Raw genomic sequence first — 19,712 nt, forward strand, 5'->3', positions numbered from 1 at the left:
GCAGCGGTGGGTAGCGGGTTGACGGCGGTAGGTAGTCGTCGGCGACGTGTCAGGTCAGCCGAACAGGCGCTCCAGGACGACCGCGATGCCGTCCTCCTCGTTGGACACGGTGAGCTCGTCGGCGACGGCCTTCAGCTCGTCATGGGCATTGGCCATCGCCACGCCGTGTGCGGCCCAGGCGAACATCGGTATGTCATTGGGCATATCGCCGAAGGCCACCGTCTCCTTGGCGGTGAGGCCCAGGCGGCGGGCGGCCAGCGACAGCCCCGTCGCCTTCGTCAGGCCCAGCGGCAGCAGTTCGACGATGCCCTCGCCGGCCATCGTCACGCCCACCAGATCACCGGCGACCTGGCGCGCGGCGGCCGCCAGCGCGTCGTCGTCGAGCGTCGGGTGCTGGAGGTAGACCTTGTTGAGCGGGGCCGTCCACAGCTCGCCGGGGTCGTCGATCATGACGTTCGGAAGCGGGCCTTCCTGGACGCGGTAGCCGGGGCCGACCAGTACCTCGCCGTCCAGGCCGTCCCGGCTCGCCGCCAGGAACAGCGGTCCGACCTCCGCCTCGATCTTGGACAGGGCGAGGCCGGCCAGCTGGCGGTCGAGGGTGACCGAGGTCAGGAGGCGGTGCTCACCGGCGTGGTAGACCTGGGCGCCCTGGCCGCAGACCGCGAGGCCCTGGTAGTCCAGGGCGTCGAGGATGTGCCGGGTCCAGGGCACCGCACGGCCGGTGACGACGATGTGCGCCGCGCCCGCCGCGGTGGCCGTGGCGAGCGCCCGGCGCGTGCGCTCGGAGACGGTGTCGTCCGGGCGCAGCAGCGTGCCGTCGAGGTCCGTCGCGATGAGCTTGTACGGCAGCGGCGGGACGGCGGGCCGGCCGGCCGCCGCCGGAGCTGACCCGCTCACTTGGCGACGGGTTCGAGGACTTCGCGGCCGCCCAGGTAGGGGCGGAGCACCTCGGGGACGTGTACGGAGCCGTCCGCCCGCTGGTGGTTCTCGAAGAGCGCCACGATCGTGCGGGGGATGGCGCAGAGCGTGCCGTTGAGCGTCGCCAGCGGCTGGACCTTCGGCTTGCCGTCGACGGTCTCCCGCATCCGGACCGAGAGCCGACGCGCCTGGAACTCGTTGCAGTTCGAGGCGGAGGTCAGCTCGCGGTACTTGCCCTGGGTGGGGATCCAGGCCTCGCAGTCGAACTTACGGGAGGCCGAGGCGCCGAGGTCGCCGGTGGCGACATCGATGACCTGGAACGGCAGTTCAAGAGAGGTCAGCCACTGCTTCTCCCAGTCCAGGAGGCGCTGGTGCTCGTTCTCGGCGTCGTCCGGAGCGACGTAGGAGAACATCTCCACCTTGTCGAACTGGTGGACCCGGAAGATGCCCCGGGTGTCCTTGCCGTACGTACCGGCCTCACGGCGGAAGCACGGGGAGAAGCCGGCGTAGCGCAGCGGCAGCTTGGCCGCGTCGACGATCTCGTCCATGTGGTACGCGGCGAGCGGGACCTCGGAGGTGCCGACCAGGTAGTAGTCGTCCTTCTCCAGGTGGTAGACGTTCTCGGCGGCCTGGCCGAGGAAGCCGGTGCCCTCCATGGCGCGCGGGCGGACCAGCGCGGGGGTCAGCATCGGGGTGAAGCCGGCCGCGGTGGCCTGGGCGATGGCGGCGTTGACGAGGGCGAGCTCCAGCAGCGCGCCGACGCCCGTCAGGTAGTAGAAGCGCGAGCCGGAGACCTTGGCGCCGCGCTCGACATCGATCGCGCCGAGCAGTTCGCCGATCTCCAGGTGGTCCTTGGGCGCGAAGCCCTCGGCGGTGAAGTCGCGGATCGTGCCGTGCGTCTCCAGGACGCGGAAGTCCTCTTCGCCGCCGACCGGTACGTCGGGGTGGACGAGGTTGCCGAGCTTCCGCAGCAGCTGCTGGGTCTCTTCCTTGGCCTCGTCCTGGGCGGCGTCGGCGGCCTTGACGGCGGCGGCCAGCTCACCGGCCTTCTTCAGCAGCTCGGCCTTCTCGTCGCCGGAGGCCTTGGGGATGAGCTTGCCGAGTGCCTTCTGTTCGGCACGCAGCTCATCGAAGCGGACGCTGGACGACCTGCGCCGCTCGTCGGCGGAGAGGAGCGCGTCGACGAGGTCGACGTCCTCTCCACGGGCGCGCTGGGACGCGCGCACACGGTCGGGGTCCTCACGGAGCAGGCGAAGGTCAATCACATCCACCAGGCTACCGGGGCCGTGCCCTGCCACTCGACGTGATATTCGCTGGGGCGGCCTTTTGTCCGGTTTGTGCAGTTTATTCCTTTGCGAGTGGGAGGGGGTGGCTAATGGCCGAGGGGAGGAGGAAGGGGAGGGGGCGGGGCTGCGGAGGAGGTTCAGGGGGAGGTCCGGGGGAATTCGCGATGTCCGTGATGGGGGTTTCGTGGCATCCGGGGAATGGGGCTTTTGCGGGGCCGGGTGGGGGGTAGTTGCGGGGGTGGTTGCGGCGGTTGCGGCGGCGGTGGGAGCCCTGGTCGCCCCCGGCGAACTCCTGGTTGTCCACAGGCGCTGAGGGTTCTCGGATTCTTATCCACAGGCTGTGTGTGGGATCTGTGGAAGTCGGAGGCGATCATTCCGCTCTCGAAATGCTCGACTAAGGATTCTCCGCCTAAACCCCGTTCCCGCACTCTTTCGTGTGGGATTACCTCGCTCTAAAGGATTGATTGCGTAAATTGTGCTGACGCGGGGTTGGGGTGGAGGGTGTGGAGTGGCGCGGAGCGGTGGGGTGTCAGTAGGGAGATTTGTCGACTCTGTCCGGCCCTCGTGTCGACTTACCCACAGGTCGAGAACCGAGCCTGTGGATAACTTTGTGGACAACCCACAGCCTTCCTGAAGCCACAGGTCACGCCGTCCCCGTACCCCGTTGGCGTCCCGTCGCCGTCCGCCGTCCCCGTGCCGCCGCGGCGGCTCAGGCCCGTCCGTCCAGACAGCGCGCCAGCCAGTCCGACGCCTCGGTGAACGCCGAGTCGGTCACCTGCCGGCGCACGGACGGCGTCGTCTTGTCCGCCCGCGGATACGAGCCGAGGAACCGCACCTCGCGGCAGACCCGCTTGAGGCCCATCAGGACCTCGCTGACCCGGCGGTCGGTGATATGCCCCTCGCAGTCGACCGAGAAGCAGTAGCGGCCGATGCCCTCACCGGTCGGCCGCGACTCGATCCGCATCATGCTGACGCCGCGTACCGCGTACTCCTGCAGCAGCTCCAGCAGTGCACCGGGGTGGTCCTCGGCCAGCCACAGCACGACCGAGGTCTTGTCCGCACCGGTCCGTGCCGCGGGCCGGGCCGGGCGGCCCACCAGGACGAACCGGGTGGTCGCGTTCTCCGCGTCATGGATGTCGGTGACCAGCGGCGTCAGCCCGTACGTCGCCGCCGCGAACTCCCCCGCGAACGCGCCGTCGTAGCGGCCCTCCTGCACCAGCCGCGCGCCATCGGCGTTCGAGGCCGCCGACTCCCATACGGCCTCGGGGAGTTGGGACGCCAGCCACTTGCGCACCTGCGGCTGTGCGACCGGGTGTCCGGTCACCGTTTTGACGTCGTCGAGCGGCGTACCGGGGCGCACCAGCAGCGCGAAGGCGATCGGCAGCAGCACCTCGCGGTAGATCATCAGCGGTTCGCCGGCGGCGAGTTCGTCGAGGGTGGTGGTCACCCCGCCCTCGACGGAGTTCTCGATCGGCACCAGGGCGGCCGCCGCCTCACCGGCCCGTACCGCGTCCAGCGCGGCCGGCACCGACACCATCGGCACCAGCTCACGGGTCGCCGCTTCGGGCAGGCTGCGGAGCGCGGCCTCGGTGAACGTGCCGGCGGGGCCGAGATACGTATAGCGGCTGGCCGTCATCGTGAGCACTCCCTCGCGTTGCTGCGGGGGCACCCCGCCGATCTTCTTCCTGCTTCCTGATTGCCACGATACCCAGCCGCTCGGACGCCCGGGCGGGACTTCCGGTGGCCGGACTTCCAGCTGCTGGAGCGGTGTCTCCGCTGGAGCAGCTGTCTCTGCTGGAGCAGCTGTCTCTGCTGGAGCGGCTGACCCCGTCGGAACGGCTGACCGTGTCGGAGCGGCTGTCCCTCCTGGAGGTGCTGTGCCTCCTGCAGGCGCTATCCCTCCAGGAGGGGCTGTCCCACGTAGCCGCCTGCTTCCGCGGCCGGCGGGACCGCGAACAGTCCGCTCGCCTCGTGGCGCAGGAACGGCGACAGCGCGTCCCCGCGGTCCAGCTTCCGCTGGATCTGGGTGAAGGCACGCAGCGGGTCGGCCTGCCAGCAGACGAACAGCAGCCCGGCGTCCGGGGCGCCGTCCTCGCGGAACCCGTCGTGGTAGGAGAACGGGCGGCGCAGCATGGCCGCGCCCTGGTTGGCCTCCGGCGCCGCGATCCGGGCGTGTGCGTTGGCCGGGATGACCGGCAGCCCGTCCGGGCCGCTCGCGTCCAGCTGCATCGGGGTGGTCTCGGAGCCGCCGGTCAGGGGGGCACCGTTGTCCTTGCGGCGGCCGATGACCCGCTCCTGCTCGTGCCGGGAACGCTTCTCCCAGTCGTCCAGCAGCATCCGGATCCGCCGGACGACGGCGTACGACCCGCCGCGCATCCACTCCTGCTCGGCGTCCCGACCCACGAAGATCCGCTGGTCGAAGTCCTTGTCGGACGGCTTGGGGTTGTTGGTCCCGTCGACCTGCCCCATCAGATTGCGAGCCGTCATCGGGTGCGCGGTGGCGCCCGGCGTGCGGTTGAAACCGTTCATCTGCCAGCGCGGCCGGGCGGTGCCCGCGGCCTCCTTCTGGAGCGTCCGCAGCGCATGGAAGGCGACCAGCGCGTCGTCGGCGCCGATCTGGATCCACAGATCTCCGTTGCTGCGCCGGGGGTCCAACGCGTCGGCGGAGAAGTCGGGCAGCGGGTCGAGCGCTGCGGGGCGGCGCTTCGCCAGGCCCGTACGGTCGAAGAAGCTGTGGCCGAGGCCGAAGGTGACGGTCAGCGAGGACGGGCCGGCGTCGAGGGCGACGCCCGTGTCGGCGTCCGGGGCGCGCCCGGCCATCAGCTCCTCGGCCGTACGCGACCAGCGGCGCAGCAGTGCGGCGGCGGCCTTGCGGTCCGCGCCCGGCGCCAGGTCGAAGGCGATGAGATGCCCGCTCGCCTGGAGGGGGGTGGTGATCCCGGCCTGGTGCTTGGCGCGGTCCGGGCGGAAGGCCACCTCGGTCGAGCCGATCGTGCTCAGGGCCGTGGGGGAGTCGTCGGCGGCGGAGCCCGCGATGGCGGCGCCCGCCCCGCCGACCACCAGCCCGGCCGCGCCGGCCGCGCCGACGGTGCCGAGCAGCCGACGGCGGGAGAGCTCTATGGCGGCCTCGGGGGCCGGGGAGGCCTGGGACGTCTGAGACTTCTGAGACGCCGGGGAGGCTTCGGAAGCCGGGGAGGCTTGCTCGGTCTGCTTGCCTGTGGGCTCGGTGCCTGTGGACTCGGTTCGCTTGCTCATCAGCCGATCTTCACGTTCTTGATCTCGGTCACCTGGTCGATGTCGGAGGTCCGTACCAGCAGCGAGAGCTGCCATTCCCCGGGCACCGGAAGCCGGACGTCGCTCGCGCGCCAGTGGCCCCGGCTCATATGCCGGGGGACGACCGGCAGCGGCCCGAGCTGCTTGTCCTTCTGGGTGAAGGACACCTTGACCTCGGGTACGTCCATGGCCTTGCCCGACGGGTCGGAGATCCGGAGCCGCAGCTCATTGGCGTTTCCGCTGCGCCCGGGGTCGAGGTCGAGGCGGGCGGTGCCCTTGCCGCCCGGGCCGCCGGTGTCGAACGGGACGGTCAGGACCTGCGGCTGATTGGCCGCCACGGAATTCCCGCCCGAGGCGGCCCTGACCGCCTCTTCCGTACGGGCCGGCTCGGTGGAGGTCAGCACCGTGGTCACCGTCAGCAGGACGACGGCGACCGACGCCTCGGCGAGGACCGACCGGCGCAGCCCCAGCCGCTCCGGGTCCGCGTCGCGCAGCCGTTTGACGCGGGCGGTACGCAACGCGGCCTGCTGGCGGGCGAGTTGGGCGGCGCGGGCGGGGTCCGCCGCCGCTCCTGCCTCGGTGTCTGCCGTACCCGCTCCGGCGTCTGCGGTGTCCGATCCGGTGTCTGCCGTACCTGCTCCGGCGTCTGCGGTGTCCGATCCGGTGTCCGCCGTATCCGCCCCGGCGTCCGCCTGCCCCGCGGTTGCCCGTGCCCCCACCGTCACCGTCGCCGGTACCTCTACTACCGCGGTCGCTCGTACCTCCCCCAGCCGCGCCGTCCACCGCCGCGACAGCCAGGCGAACCCCACCATGACCACCACCAGTGCCACCTTGAGCAGCAGCAGCCGCCCGTACGCGGTGTCGGTCAGCGCGCGCCAGCTGCCGACCTGCCGCCAGGACTGATAGACGCCGGTGGCGACCAGCACCACCACGGAGCCGAAGGCGAGCCGGGAGAAGCGGCGTACGGCGGTCCGCTCCACCGGCGGCCCCCAATACAGAGACACCACCAGCGCCGCCAGCCCGCCCAGCCAGCCGGCCACCGCGAGCAGATGCAGCACATCGACCGGGATGGCGACGGCCGGCTGCAGCCCGGTCGAGGCGTGTTCGGCCATCGCCCAGGTCGCGGCGAGGCCGGTCGCGACGATCACCCCGCCGATGCCGAGTCCCAGGGTGAGATCCCGGCGCCGCCTGCCCTGCCCCGCGTCGTCGGCGTCCTCGGCGGCCTCGTCTCCCGTGCGCGCGTACGCCCCGAAGAGCACCGCCACGAACAGTGCCGCGGCGGCGAGCAGCAGCAGCCGGGAGACCAGTGCGGCACCCGGCCTGGTGATCAGGACCTCCCGTAGCCCGCCGAGGTCGAAGACATCGGCGAGATCGCCGGATCCGGTGTACGGGCCGCGCAGCAGCAGCATCACGACGGTGGTGGCGGTCAGCACCGTCCAGCCGTGGACGACCAGCCGCTGTACGGACCGTACGCGCGCCGCGGCCGGACGGCAGGCCACCACGAAGGCGGAGCCGCCGGCCAGCAGCACGAATCCGGCGTAGGCCAGCCAGCGGGCGACGCCGTACAGCGCACCCACCAGGCCGCCGCCCGCCTCCTGTTGGGGTACGGCGGCGGCGGTCTTGGAGGGTGCGCCGACCGAGAAGGTGAAGGCGCCCGAGACCGGGTGGCTGTCGGCGGAGACCGCCTGCCAGGCGACGGTGTACGTACCGTCGCGCAGCCCCGGCATCAGCCCCGTGCCGAACTTGACGGTGCTGCCGCTGCACAGATCGCGCAGCTTGCCGCGGTCCACCCGCTTGCCCTCCGGATCGAGGACCCGGATGGAGTCGTCGCCCATCGCGACGCCTTCGGAGAAGGTGAGCGACACCTGCTCGGGCGCCCGGTCCACCACCGAGCCCTGCGCCGGCGTGCTGCCGGTCAGGGCGGCATGTGCCGAGGCCGGGGCGGCGGTGCCGAACAGCGCGCCGGCCAGGGCCACCGCGACGACCAGAAGGCGCAGCACGGCGGACCGTCGCGGCCGTAGCCCGATGGTGACCAAGGTGATCGCTCCTCTCACTCCTGTTGACGCCGGCCGCTTCGTTGCCGCCGGTCGCGCCCCCCGCTTCTGTTTCCGCTTCCGCTGTGTCCGCTTCCGCTACTTCTTCTCGTCCGCTACTTCTTCTCGTCCCCCGGCTTGTAATTGACGGCCTTGACCGGGACCTCGACCGTGATCGGCTTCGCGGTGGCGAAGTGCAGCTCGATGGTGACCTTGTCGCCCTCGACCGGCTTGTTCTTCAGGCCCATGAACATCACGTGGTTGCCGCCGCGGGCGAGCTTGAGCTCGCCGTTCGCCGGTATCTCCAGCGAGTCGGTGTGCTGCATCTTGTTGCCGGACGTGGTGTGGAGGGAGACGTCCTTGGACAGGTCGCTGGTGACCGAGGTGAGCTTGTCGGCGCCGCCGCTGTTCTTGATCGTGAAGAACGCGCCGGCCATCTTCTGGGTGACCGGCTGCGGCATGTACGCGTCGGAGACCTTGAGCTGCTCGGCGGTCTCTCCGTTGCCGCAGCCCGCGAGCGCGAGTCCGGCGGTGACCGCGAGGGCGGTGGCGGCGGCGAGGGTCGTACGGCGGTTCATGGTGCTGCGGTGGTTCATGGTGCGGTGGTTCCTGGTGGTGAGGGTCTGGTGGTTCACGGTGACGGTGGGGTGGTTGGTGGTGCGGTGGTTCACGGGTTCTGCCCCTTGACGACCTTGGGAAGCGCCGCGGTGTAGTTGTCGGCGTTGGCGTCCTGCATCCCCATCCAGTGGATCTTGTCGTCCTTGGGGGAGCTCAGCAGAACCTGCGCGCCATGGGTGGAGACCACTTCGCCGTTCTTCTTCTTGACCGGCTTCTCGATCCCGATGTTCACGCTGCGCGCACCGGTCTGGATGGTGTCGAACTTTCCGGACAGCCCGATGAAGTCCTTGTTGATACCGGCCAGCCACTTCTTCAGGGCGGCCGGAGTGTCACGCTCCGGGTCGGAGGTGATGAAGACGACCCGGAGATCCTTCTGCTGGGCTTCGGGCAGCTGCTTCACCGCGACCGCGATGTTGCCCATCGTCATCGGGCAGACGTCCGGGCAGTTGGTGTAGCCGAAGTAGATCAGCGTCGGATGGCCCTTGGTCTTCTCCAGCAGGTCGTACTTCTCGCCGTTGGTGTCCGTGAGCTCCAGGTCCGGCTTCTCCAACGGCTTGTCGAGCGTGACGATCGGCTTGGCCGTCGTCCCTCCGGAGACCACGGCGGCGGGCTTGTTCTCGTCGCCGCCACAGGCGGTCAGGCTGAGTGCGGCGGCCGCCGTGAGGGCGGACGCGATCAGGGTCCTTCTACGCATTGCAGATATATCCCATACATTTCGAAAATCCCGGCTCACGGGGTCCTGGGGGTCCTGGGGTCTTGGGGCCCTGGGGTCCTTTTACGCCCTATGGCCTCTGTTTACGGCCCTATGGCCTCTGTGGACACGGGCACGACCCCGGACGGAGCGCGGACCGAAGACGGACGGAGCGCAGAGACGAGACGAAAGGTTTCCCCTCGCCCTCGCTGTCCGTCCCCTGCCGGGAGGCTGGTGCCGGGCCGGCGCGGTCGGGCGCCGGCCCTGCGATGGTCAGGCGTTGCGGCGGCGGCCGGCGAAGACGCCGAAGCCGACTCCAAGGACGCCGACGACGATACCGACGACGCCCAGGACGCGAGCCGTGGTGTCACTGGCGGATGCCGCCGTGGCCGCCGCGTTCTCGGTGCCGCTCTTGTCGCCCGAGGTGCCCGCGCCGGAGGTGCCGTGGCCGTCGTCCTTGGCGGCGATCAGCTTGAGCACCGGCGCCGGGTTCTCCGGCTCCGGGGCGCCCTCCTTCACCGGCTCGATCCAGCGCACGACCTCCTTGTTGTCGTACGTCTGAAGGGCCTTGAAGACGAGCTGGTCGGTGTCCTCGGGCAGCTTGCCGACGGAGACCGGGAACTGCTGGAACTGTCCGGGCTGGACGCCCTTGCCCTCGTCCTCGGCGGTCCAAGTGATCTTCGAGGGCGCCTCGTTGATCTTCTTGCCGTGCTTCTCGATCGGCTTGTCGAGCTTGGACTTGGTGACCTCGATCTTCCAGCCGGGCACCGGCTGCGGCATGACCGACGCCAGCGGGTGGTCGGCCGGCAGGGAGACCTCGAGCTTCACCGTCGAGGCGTTGTCCCGCTCGTTGGGCACCTTGAAGTTGACGACCGCGAAGCCGCCCTTCGCGGCCTCGCCGGGCTGCACGCTGACGTGCGCGAAGGCCGGGCCCGCGAGCAGCAGCACACCGCCGGCCGCGATACCGGCCACGAGCGGCAGCCGCGAGACCGCCGCCCGCGCGGACCTCTTCGACACGGGCTTCGCCGACGCAAACGTCTTCGGCGTCTCGCGCATCTCGGGCATCTCATTCATTTCTGTCATCTTCGACAACTCCGGCATCCGAGAACACTCCACAGAAAAGGAGAGAGAGCACTCAGCAGCTACCGCTATCGCTATCGCTATCACTACCGCTAGCTACCGCTGAGCACCGTGAACGGTGATGGATGGCACGCGTGCGGCGGCACCGCGCGAGCCCGTACCCGTTCTGTCCTGTCCGGTGGGAGCGTGCTTCGCGTGACGTCAGGCCGCGAGGGCCAGGGCGGGCGGCCCTCGCCTGATGACACTGTGGTGGAGCTCGACGGTCCTGGGACCGGGTTTGTCATCCCCGTACGAAACGGGGGCGCGCAGTGCGTCATCCTGCGCCGGGTGGAGGCCCACGAGCAGGGCGCGGACCAGCGCGAGCGCCCCGCGCACGGCGCCGACCACCGATGCCACCGCGATCTCATACGCCGCCGGGCCCGACAGCCGTACCAGCCGCCACAGCGCTGCCTCACCGCGGCGCAGCAGCCAGCCCACGGCGAGCGCGGCCAGCAGATGCATCAGCAGCATGGGCAGCGACGGCACCATGCAGTGCGCCGCCCCCAGTTCCACACCGCCCGTCCCCGGTCCAGCGCCGGCCGCTCCGGCTCCCGCCGTCGCCGCCCCAGCCGTCCCAGCCACTCCGGCCGCTCCGGCCGGTGCGCTCAGGCCGGCAGCGGACGCCACATCGAGACCGCTCAGCCCGAGAACGCGCCGTGCTTCGGTTCCGTCCATCTGCCCCGCGCCGAGCCCGCACGTCAGATGCCGGGCGAGCGAGACCACAGCTCCCTCGGACAGCCCGCCCGCCGGCCCACCATTCCCCGCCCCACCGGAAGCCGACGCCGACACTGGCATCGACATAGGCATCGTCGGCTGCTGCCCCCAGGCGAACAGCGAGTGCAGAGCGAGCTGGCCCACGGCGAGTCCGGCGGCGATCCCCGGCAGTGAACGTTCCCGCCCTGCCAGCGGAGCCGCGACCGCGAACACGACAACGGCGGCCACACCCAGCGTCCACAGCGGGACGGCCGCACACGACGCGATCATGTGCCCGGCCGCGGACAGCACAACGCAGACCGCGGTGAAGACCGCGGCCCTCAGCAGCCGCAGGTCGGCAGCGGCGCGTGCCGTGGAGACGGGCGGGGTAGGCATGGCCGCGCCATCATCCCACTGGCCCTGTCGCCTGCCTACGGCAGGGCGGCGTCCAGGGGGCGCGTGCAAGGGTGTCAAGGGCGGTCGGCGGGGCGCGCGGCGGCGCACATACAGCGCTTCACCCACACCGTGCGCTCAGTCTTCTACACCGTGCGCTCAGTCTTCGCATCCGCCGAACGAGCGGTATCACGGTCCGGACATGCTTACGGACCTTGGGGCACGGCAATAGGTAACGATATGTCGAGCCGCGGCCAGGAGGCTGGAGCGATGAGCATCTGGTGGTCACTCCATTTGCGGCGTGAGGCTGCGAGCGTGCCGCTCGCCCGTCGCCTGCTGCTGGGCACGATGGAGACAGCGGGCGTGGACCCGGACATCTGTTACGACCTGTCGGTCGCCCTCTCCGAAGCCTGCGCGAACGCCGTCGAGCACGGCGGCGACGCGGCCAGCGAGGACTACCGCGTCACGGTCTTCATCGACGGCGACACCTGCCGTATCGAGGTCACGGACTCGGGACCGGGCTTCGGCGCCTGCCCGCCCCCGGCCCCACCTCATACCGCCGCGGACCGCGCTCTCCCGCCGGCCCCCGTGCCCACCCCCGCGCAGGCTCCCGCGTTCGCGGAAGAAGGCCGGGGGCTCTTTCTGATCGAGGCCCTCACCGACCACGTCCGCTACCGCAACCGCACGGGCCGCCCCGGCGCCGTCGTCAGCTTCGACAAGATCCTCAAGTGGCGCGAGGGGGCTGCCCTCCCCATGGCGTCGTGAGGCTTCGTAAGGGGAGCAAGGCAGGGTATGGGCTCTGACCTGCTGAAACGACTCACCCGGCGAGAATCGAGGGCCGCCAGCGCCGCGTCCTGGTACCCGTGCTCAGGCGGCCAGGGCACACGCAGGGCACATGCCGTAAGAGGGAGCCTCTGCTGACGTGCCCTCGGAGTTCGCGGGCGCTGCGGTCGGAGCGTCTGCGCCCGCTTGAGCGAACGCCGCATCCATCGCCCGCCGCGTCCGGGACTCGTTGTTCGGCATCAGGTGCGTGTACGTGCGCAGCGTGAAGCCGGCGTCCGAGTGGCCGAGGTACTCGGACGGGGCGGGACGACTCCGGCGTCGGCGAGAGCGCCCTTCCAGATGTACTGGTTGAACACGCTGCGGTGGTATGCGCGCCCCTGCTCGTCAGTGAAGAGCAGCCGGTACGTGCGCGGCTCGCCGTCGGGTTCGATCCACGGCAGCGTCACGAGGACCGGTGGGTACTCCTTCATATGGGTCTTGATCGCGGCAGCGAGCTGGTCGGCCATTGGCACAGTGCGGAGCCGGTTGCCCTTGGGCGGGGCGAACACCATCGTCGAACGGACCAGCTTGATCTGCTGGTTGATGTGGACCACCCCGCGGTCGAAGTCGAGCTCGTCCTCGTCGAAGCCGAAGGCGCAAGCCGCTGCCACCGCTCAACCGGAGCGAGCTGACATTTGCGGCGAGGCAGAAGGGCCTATGCCCTCTGTGCGATCAGCCCCTCATCGGAGGGACTGAGTACGAACCTGGCAACGTCCGAGAGTGGATCGCCTGGTTCGACGCAATGAGGAAGACGTTACACACGCACCACTTCCTCATCTTCAAACGGCACGGCGGCGGTGAGGAACGAACCAACCTCCGCCTCGTTCAGAGTCACTGCCACCGGCGCCTCCACGCCACTGAGCAGGTCGGCAGAGGCACCATGGCTTCAGCGAAGCCCTCACGGCTTGCTTGAGCCGTGTGCTGCGACGAGTGGCACGCACGGTTCTGAGGGGGCCGGAGCGCAGCGATGCGCTCCGGCTACCCGACTACCGAGAACGGCCCGAACGCAAAACAGATCAAAGGGAGTTCAGGTGATTGACGTGCGGCCCAGCCAGCAGATGCGCGACCTCGGGGTCGTCCAGCAAGGCGCGGGCATCCTCACCGAACCGGTCCGCGCCTTTGACCTGCCGGCCGAACGCGACGAAGCCGAGCGCATCGTGGATGAGCTGTTCGCCGCCATGGAACGGATCGGCCAAGTCCATCCCTTGGCCAAGGGCATGGGTCTAGCCGCCCCATAGATCGGCATCGGCCGCGCCGCGGCCGTCGTCCAGCCGCCTGGCGACACCCCGCCATCATCCTGCTCAACCCTCGGATCACCACCGGCTCCGGCGAGACGGATGAGCAGTACGAGGGCTGCCTTTCGCTCTTCGACGTGCGGGGTCTCGTTCCCCGCCCCTTGAAGATCACGGTGGAGACCGTGGCCCTGACCGGCGAAACCGTGGCCACCGCGTACGAACGCGGCCTCGCTCGCCTCATCCACCACGAGATCGACCACCTCGACGGGCTGCTTACACGACCCGGATGAGGACTGGTGTCGCCCCGATCCCCGTGGAGGAGTACCGGCAGACCGGCCGAGCCTGGGCGTACGAGTAGGCCACTTCGGGCAAACCGTTTATGCGACGGGAAGCAGCGATGGACTCCTTCGACCCGGCTCTCGCTACACGTCCCAGGGAAGCAAGTGGCTTAAGGCGTTCACGAGCGGCTACCAGGCGTGGACGCTCAAGACGGCTCATCTGTGCCTTGAGGAACCGATTGCCCGCTGAAAGCATCCCCTCTGGCGTGGGTTGATCAACGGGGGGTATTTCTCGTGGGTGTAGTGCTGCCTGGGTGGGCGGACGAGATTCTCGACATCATCGGTGTGTCATGGCCCAATGTCGACGAGGACGACTACCGGGACATGGCCGACGCCATGCGGGAATTCGCCGACGACATCGACGGCGGTGCGAATGAAGCCCATCAGGCTATCCAGGGGTTGGTGGGGTCGGCGGGTGGCTCGCTAGCGGTAGAGGCACTCAACGCCCACTGGGGAAAAATCAACGGCACCCACCTGAAGAACCTGGCCGAGTGCGGCCGCCTGGCGGCTACCGCTATGGACGGCGTCGCCGTACTCATCGAGGGCGCCAAAATAGGGGCCATCGTCCAGCTCGGCATCCTGGCCGCGGAGGTGATTGCTGCCCAGGCTGCTGCGCCCTTCACCTTTGGTCTGTCCGAGCTCGGCGCGCTGGCCGGGACCCAGGCCACGCGGCTCGCGGTGCGCCGGATCTTCAAGGAGGTCTGTCAGCAGGTTGCCGAGCAGGTCATCAGCATCGCCCTCACTCCCGTCGAGGAGGCGTTGGGGGCGATGGTGGGAGATCTGGTCGTCCAGCTCGGCGCCAACGCCCTGGGCATGCAGAACGGCATCGACCTGGGCCATGCCGCCCAGGCGGGCAAGCAGGGCTTCCAGCAGGGCGTCAAGGATGCCAAGGATGCTGCGAAGTCCGCCGCCAACAGCCCGATGGAACTCCTCAGCGCGGGTGGCAGCAGTGGTGGTGGAGGAGGCGGCGCCGGCGGCAGCGGCGGGTTCAGCTTCGACCCGGACGAGCATGACCGGGCGGTAACCGGTCTGCAGAGCGCGGGCGGCACGTTCCGCAACAAGGCCGGCGGCAAGATCGGCCGGGCAAAGGGCCACCACGGCCGTACCCGTGGCAAGGACGCCATCGCGGATGCCGCCAACACGATGCTTGACAAGGTCATTGAGGGGATCGAGGACGGCGTCAAGAAGACCGCCAAGCACCTTGATGACAACATGACCCGCGGCATCAAGCAGATGGCGAAGAACCACCACGAAAACGACCGTGCGCTGTCTGATCATTTCGGCAGCCTTGGCAAGGGCGGCAGCAAGGATCCGAAGGCACCCAACAGCGGCCCTGGCACGTCCCTGAACTCCCTTGGGGGCAAACCGGGTAAGGGGAAGGGCCGTGACCAGCTGGACAGCAGCCACCCCAACAGCCACACCCGCCCGGCCGACACGGTCAACTCCGGTGGCAGCGACCCGGTGGACATGGCGAGCGGCAGAATGTTCCTCCCGCAAAGCGATATCGCTCTGGAGGGCAGCCTTCCGCTGGACTTCACACGTCGCGTCGAGTCGGGATATCGGGCGGGCCGTTGGTTCGGGCCTTCTTGGTCATCGACAGCAGACCAGCGTCTGGAGATCGATGATCGGGGAATCGTCTTCGTTGCCGAGGACGGCCTTGTCCTGTCCTACCCCCGCCCGGAAGCCGACGAGTCGGTACTGCCCGTCCGAGGGCCGCAATGGCCCCTGAGGCACACCGAGCAAGGTGACTGGGAACTGCACCGGCCCGACACCGGACATACGAGGTACTTCACCCCGGCCCTCCACGACGCCCGGCTTGCGCTGCTCGACGAGATCAGTGACCGCAACGGAAACCGGATCACGTTCGACTACGACGAGCGGACCGGGGCTCCTCTCGCCATACGGCATGGGGCCGGCCATCACCTCATCCTCACCACAGAGGGCGACCGGATCACGGCTCTTCACCTCGCCGGAGCCGCCTCCGACGGCAGTGACCAACTGATACGGCAGTACCGATACACCGACGGTCAGCTCACCACTGTCACCAATGCGGACGGACAGCCGCTGACCTTCACCTACGACACACGGGGACGTGTCACGTCGTGGACGGACAGCAACCATCGCCGCTATGACTACCAGTACGACGATCAGGACCGATGCATCGCCGAAGGCGGTGAGGACGGCCACGTCAGCCTCCGCTTCACCTACAGTGCCCTCGACCACGACACCGGGCTGAGCATCACCACAGCCACCGACGCTCACGGAAACACCACGAGCTACGCGGTCAACGACCGACTGCAGATCGTTGCTGAGACAGATCCGCTCGGCAACACCATCCGCACGGAGCATGACGCACACGACCGGATCATCGCGGTTACCGACGCCCTCGGCCACAGGACCTCTTTCGACCACGATGAGCATGGACGCACGAAAGCCATACACCGACCGGACGGCACACAGACCAGGGTCACCTACTCCGACCTCCATCTCCCTGTAGAGGTATGCGCCCCGGACGGCGCGGTGTGGCGGCAGGAGTACGACGGGTGCGGCAATCTCACTGCTGTCGTCGACCCCACCGGTGCCACCACGCGCTACGCCTACGACGGCCGCGGCCACCTCGTCTCGGTCGCCGATGCGTTGGGTCACGTCACTCGGATGACCTGTGACGAAGCAGGCCGGGTTCTCAGTGTCACTGACCCGCTGGGAGCTGAGACCAGCTATCAGCGCGACCCGTTTGGCCGTGTCCTCGCCGTGGCCAACCCCCTTGGGGCCACCACACGCATGACATGGACGGTGGACGGACGGCTTGCGGCACGTACCCACCCGGACGGGTCTGAGGAGACGTGGACCTATGACGGCGAGGGCAACTGCACCAGCTACACCGATCAGGTAGGCCACACCACCCGGTACGAGTGGACCCACTTCGACCTGCTGGCCGCCCGCATCACCCCCGACGGAGCGCGCTACGAGTACACCCACGACTCGCACCTGCGTCTGACGGAAGTCACCGACCCACGCGGACTGCGCTGGACGTACGAGTACGACCCGGCCGGGCGGACCGTCGCGGAGACCGATTTCGACGGACGTACCCTGCGCTACGCCCATGACGCCGCAGGAAGGCTGGTCGCGCGCACCAACGGTCTGGGCCAGACGGTGCACTACACACGTGATGCTCTCGGCCGGATCACCGAGAAGCGCACGGCGGATGACACCGTCCAGTTCCTGTATGACCCGGTCGGCCACCTGCTCAGTGCGATCGGCCGGGACTCGACGGTGACGTACCGGCGGGACCCGCTGGGCCGCGTCGTGTCGGAGGACTGCGACGGTCGCCCCGTTTCGTCGGTGTACGACGTTCTGGGGCGCCGGATCCAGCGGACCACACCGTCGGGCGCAGTCAGCACCTGGGCGTACGACGCGGCTGGCAACCGGACTGCGATGGCCGCCGCCGACCACGCTTTCACCTTCGACTTCGACTCTGCTGGTCAGGAGACCGGACGGCACTTTGGGGATGCGGTCACCCTCAGCCACGCGTGGGACCCCCGAGGCAGACTCACCTCCCAGATCCTCACGGGAGGTGGTCGGCAGCTGCAACAACGCGCCTACACCTATCGCCCTGATGACCATCTCATCGCGGTTACCGACCAGCTGAACGGGGACCGCGCCTACGGACTGGACCCCGGTGGCCGAGTGGTGTCCGTACGTGCTGAGGGATGGTCGGAGCGCTACGTCTATGACGAAGCAGGCAACCAGACCGACGCACAGTGGCCTGACAGGCACCCCGGCAGGGAAGCACAGGGCGAACGCTCTTACGACAGGAATCGGCTGACCGCGGCTGGGCGTGTGCGTTACACGTACGACGGCCAAGGGCGCGTGACCACGCGCGTCAAGAAACGGCTGTCGTGCAAGCCTGACGTCTGGGCCTATGAGTGGGACGCCCAGGACCGGCTCGTCGCGGTAGTCACTCCTGACGGCACGCGATGGCGCTACCGTTACGACCCCCTGGGACGCCGAATTGCCAAAGAACGACTGGGTGTTGACGGCTGCACCGTACTTGAGAAAACGGATTTCGCCTGGGATGGCTCCACGCTGGTGGAGGAGACGCGACGGGGATCTGGTCGGCCCGAGCACACCATCCTGACCTGGGATTATGACGGACAGCGCCCGATGGCGCAGCGCGAACGGAAGGCCCTGGCAGACGCTCCGCACCAAAGTGAGATCGATCAGCGGTTCTATGCCATCGTCACCGACCTGATCGGCGCGCCGCGTGAACTCGTCGACGAGACCGGGGATATTGCTTGGCGTGCTCGGTCAACCCTCTGGGGGGCTACCACATGGCGCAATGGAGACACGGCCTACACACCATTGCGTTTCCCCGGCCAGTACTTCGATGCAGAGACTCAACTGCACTACAACCTGCATCGCTATTACGACCCGGAGACTGCGCGCTACACCACGCCCGACCCTCTCGGCCTGGCGCCGGCGCTCAACCCAGCCACGTATGTCCACAATCCGCACACCTGGGCCGACCCTCTTGGGCTTTCGCCGGACTACATCACGGTTTACCGGAAGCAGAGCGATCACCCCTTGAGTCAGCGAATCAAGATTGGTCCGAACGGTGAGGTGGGCATCAAGGGGAAGGGGTCTTTGTATGTGAATATGAGCAATGACATTCGGCACACGCTTGAATACCGGGGTGGACAGTCAGGGGAATTCGAGATCGTCGCATTCGATATGCCCAAATCCTATCTTGAGAAAGTGCGGGCCACTGCCGTCGATCAGGGGGCGCCGGATAACTGGGAAGGGACCAAGCAGGACTGGAAGAAGTATAAGAGCGATAAGCCGGAGATATCCGACCCGACCAAGGGGAATGATCTTTACGGTATCCCTGCCAAGTTGCTCGATGAATTCCACTCCAATATTAAGCCGGGCTCTGGTAGGATGATCAAGACTATGTAACGGGAGTGGTAAATGCTTCACGAAATTGACGACCTGCGTCAAGAGCGGAATCGAGTGGACGTCCGGCCGCCGACCGGGGAGGTGCCGCCGGTGCTCGCCGTGTTCGATGCTGTGTTGTCAGTTGACTCCCGGGAATACATACGCCGCGTGCGAGACGTCATGTCCGTTGCGCTCGACCTTGCCGTCACCGAGTCGTTCGATGACGAGGATCTCCCGACCGAGGGAATTCCGCAATGGTTCTCGGAGGTGAGCAGCGCCTCCGGGGGAGAAATTACCGAGTTTGCCCGACGCGGTAAGGAGCGCTACCACGAGGAATTCGGGGAGAAACCCTGGGATCTGCAGTGGTGGCTGTTCGAGTTCGACCCGGAGAGCGAGACAAGGGGGTGGGCGTGGTGGGATGTCACGCAGGTTGATGACCGGAAGGTTCGCATCTGGACCGATAGCTGGGGGGAGTCGTTCTTCGCCTGTAACGAATTGCGCTGGCTGCTTCACACGGCTGGTGCGGACGAAGTGTCCGGTCCGTTTCTGACAGATGCGTCAGAGTGGGTTCGAGAAGTCGCAGGGCCGTGAAGGTGGAGTCGACGGAGGAGCCTGGCAAGGCCGTCGCCCGCCGCTTGATTCGGGCTCAGTACACCGATGAGACGATCACCGTGTACCAGGCGTACTCCCCGCAGATCGCGGAGCCGGCAGTCGCTGCCGGTACGTTCGTTGCCCCGTTCAAACGCGACCGTATGACCTGGATCAAGCCGTCGTTCCGGTGGATGATGTACCGGTCCGGTTGGGCAACGAAACCCGGCCAGGAACGAGTGCTGGCGATTCGCATCTCCCGAACGGGCTTCGAGTGGGCCCTGCGGCATGCTTGTCTGAGCCATTTCGAGCGAGGCGTCTACGACACGAAGTCCGCGTGGCAGGACCTGAAGTCGACCAGCCCTGTTCGCGTGCAGTGGGACCCCGAGCGTGCCACCGATCTCTCGGCTCTGCACGACCGTGCGATTCAGATCGGTCTGTCCGGTGAGGCCGTCGATCTGTACGTCAATGAGTGGATCACTGAACTCCATGACATCACGCCTCTCGTGCGTGCCATCCATGAGGATGTCCGAGCAGGCAGGTGGGACAGAGCCGATGCCGCCATTCCTACGGAAGAGCACTACCCCCTTCCTGCGGAGATCCGCAGGCGATTGGGCGCCTCTGGATGAGGGGCGCGGCAGGGCAGTGCGGCGGCCTTGCTGGGCCCGGTACTCAACTGGCAGCCGCCGGAGGCAGCGTGGGGCCCGCTGGGGCGTACGGCTGTGTGGCAAGACGAGCGCTGTGCACTTCGTTCGAGCGTCCAGCCCACG

The 19,712-nt window shown here is 68.2% G+C and carries 16 protein-coding genes; 5 read left to right on the forward strand and 11 right to left on the reverse strand.

Annotated elements, in window-relative coordinates; translation table 11 throughout:
• Positions 1-54 precede the first annotated feature (54 nt).
• The 9 genes from ACFY12_RS14605 to ACFY12_RS14645 all read right to left on the reverse strand — a co-directional run bounded on the left by ACFY12_RS14605 (position 55) and on the right by ACFY12_RS14645 (position 11,027).
• Entirely contained in the window at positions 55-897 is an 843-nt protein-coding gene (locus tag ACFY12_RS14605; RefSeq protein ID WP_390716128.1) for an HAD family hydrolase, read from the reverse strand.
• Positions 894-2,183, reverse strand: a complete 1,290-nt coding sequence (gene serS, locus ACFY12_RS14610; protein WP_390716129.1) for a serine--tRNA ligase — start codon at positions 2,181-2,183, stop codon at positions 894-896. The genes ACFY12_RS14605 and serS overlap by 4 nt, the downstream gene beginning before the upstream one ends.
• Before the next feature lie 730 nt (positions 2,184-2,913).
• Positions 2,914-3,840: a prephenate dehydratase gene (gene pheA / locus ACFY12_RS14615; RefSeq protein ID WP_390716130.1), complete on the reverse strand. Its 927-nt coding sequence runs from the start codon at positions 3,838-3,840 to the stop codon at positions 2,914-2,916.
• A 257-nt stretch (positions 3,841-4,097) separates the two neighbouring features.
• A complete protein-coding gene (gene efeB, locus ACFY12_RS14620) occupies positions 4,098-5,459 on the reverse strand; it encodes an iron uptake transporter deferrochelatase/peroxidase subunit (RefSeq protein WP_390716131.1) in 1,362 nt (453 codons plus the stop codon).
• On the reverse strand, positions 5,459-7,513 hold the full coding sequence (locus ACFY12_RS14625; RefSeq protein ID WP_390716132.1) for a copper resistance CopC/CopD family protein: 2,055 nt from the start codon (positions 7,511-7,513) through the stop codon (positions 5,459-5,461). Before ACFY12_RS14625 ends, efeB begins: the two co-directional genes overlap by 1 nt.
• Before the next feature lie 113 nt (positions 7,514-7,626).
• Complete coding sequence (locus ACFY12_RS14630) at positions 7,627-8,088, reverse strand: copper chaperone PCu(A)C (protein ID WP_390716281.1); 462 nt, start codon at positions 8,086-8,088, stop codon at positions 7,627-7,629.
• 89 nt (positions 8,089-8,177) lie between these two features.
• The gene (locus ACFY12_RS14635) at positions 8,178-8,822 is read right to left on the reverse strand and encodes an SCO family protein (protein ID WP_390716133.1); all 645 of its coding nucleotides are present in this window, start codon (positions 8,820-8,822) and stop codon (positions 8,178-8,180) included.
• Between the two features lie 270 nt (positions 8,823-9,092).
• Positions 9,093-9,875 (reverse strand): YcnI family protein, encoded by a 783-nt coding sequence (locus tag ACFY12_RS14640; RefSeq protein WP_390716282.1) that lies wholly within the window; start codon positions 9,873-9,875, stop codon positions 9,093-9,095.
• Between the two features lie 225 nt (positions 9,876-10,100).
• Positions 10,101-11,027 (reverse strand): hypothetical protein, encoded by a 927-nt coding sequence (locus tag ACFY12_RS14645; protein WP_390716134.1) that lies wholly within the window; start codon positions 11,025-11,027, stop codon positions 10,101-10,103.
• Between the two features lie 267 nt (positions 11,028-11,294).
• Between ACFY12_RS14645 and ACFY12_RS14650 the strand changes: the two genes are divergently transcribed.
• A complete protein-coding gene (locus ACFY12_RS14650) occupies positions 11,295-11,789 on the forward strand; it encodes an ATP-binding protein (protein ID WP_390716135.1) in 495 nt (164 codons plus the stop codon).
• A 257-nt stretch (positions 11,790-12,046) separates the two neighbouring features.
• Here ACFY12_RS14650 and ACFY12_RS14655 read toward each other — a convergent pair whose 3' ends face one another.
• Positions 12,047-12,457, reverse strand: a complete 411-nt coding sequence (locus ACFY12_RS14655; RefSeq protein WP_390716136.1) for a hypothetical protein — start codon at positions 12,455-12,457, stop codon at positions 12,047-12,049.
• Between the two features lie 405 nt (positions 12,458-12,862).
• Complete coding sequence (locus tag ACFY12_RS14660) at positions 12,863-13,042, reverse strand: hypothetical protein (RefSeq protein WP_390716137.1); 180 nt, start codon at positions 13,040-13,042, stop codon at positions 12,863-12,865.
• 116 nt (positions 13,043-13,158) lie between these two features.
• Between ACFY12_RS14660 and ACFY12_RS14665 the strand changes: the two genes are divergently transcribed.
• The 4 genes from ACFY12_RS14665 to ACFY12_RS14680 all read left to right on the forward strand — a co-directional run bounded on the left by ACFY12_RS14665 (position 13,159) and on the right by ACFY12_RS14680 (position 19,571).
• Complete coding sequence (locus tag ACFY12_RS14665; RefSeq protein WP_390716283.1) at positions 13,159-13,371, forward strand: peptide deformylase; 213 nt, start codon at positions 13,159-13,161, stop codon at positions 13,369-13,371.
• Positions 13,372-13,653: 282 nt separating this feature from the next.
• The gene (locus tag ACFY12_RS14670) at positions 13,654-18,375 is read left to right on the forward strand and encodes an RHS repeat-associated core domain-containing protein (RefSeq protein ID WP_390716138.1); all 4,722 of its coding nucleotides are present in this window, start codon (positions 13,654-13,656) and stop codon (positions 18,373-18,375) included.
• Between the two features lie 12 nt (positions 18,376-18,387).
• Positions 18,388-18,945, forward strand: coding sequence for a hypothetical protein (locus ACFY12_RS14675; protein ID WP_390716139.1), 558 nt, complete (start codon positions 18,388-18,390; stop codon positions 18,943-18,945).
• Between the two features lie 2 nt (positions 18,946-18,947).
• Positions 18,948-19,571 (forward strand): DUF4291 domain-containing protein, encoded by a 624-nt coding sequence (locus tag ACFY12_RS14680; protein WP_390716284.1) that lies wholly within the window; start codon positions 18,948-18,950, stop codon positions 19,569-19,571.
• The last annotated feature ends 141 nt before the right edge of the window (positions 19,572-19,712 follow it).

It is taken from the genome of Streptomyces sp. NPDC001339, from assembly GCF_042895955.1.
In the GTDB taxonomy this organism is placed as follows: Bacteria; Actinomycetota; Actinomycetes; order Streptomycetales; family Streptomycetaceae; genus Streptomyces.

Coding starts and splice junctions, on each gene's coding strand:
- ACFY12_RS14675 (WP_390716139.1), top strand. CDS start 18,388: ATGCTTCACGAAATTGACGACCTGCGTCAAGAGCGGAATCGAGTGGAC.
- ACFY12_RS14645 (WP_390716134.1), bottom strand. CDS start 11,027: ATGCCTACCCCGCCCGTCTCCACGGCACGCGCCGCTGCCGACCTGCGG.
- ACFY12_RS14635 (WP_390716133.1), bottom strand. CDS start 8,822: ATGCGTAGAAGGACCCTGATCGCGTCCGCCCTCACGGCGGCCGCCGCA.
- ACFY12_RS14630 (WP_390716281.1), bottom strand. CDS start 8,088: ATGAACCGCCGTACGACCCTCGCCGCCGCCACCGCCCTCGCGGTCACC.
- efeB (WP_390716131.1), bottom strand. CDS start 5,459: ATGAGCAAGCGAACCGAGTCCACAGGCACCGAGCCCACAGGCAAGCAG.
- pheA (WP_390716130.1), bottom strand. CDS start 3,840: ATGACGGCCAGCCGCTATACGTATCTCGGCCCCGCCGGCACGTTCACC.
- ACFY12_RS14640 (WP_390716282.1), bottom strand. CDS start 9,875: ATGCGCGAGACGCCGAAGACGTTTGCGTCGGCGAAGCCCGTGTCGAAG.
- ACFY12_RS14650 (WP_390716135.1), top strand. CDS start 11,295: ATGAGCATCTGGTGGTCACTCCATTTGCGGCGTGAGGCTGCGAGCGTG.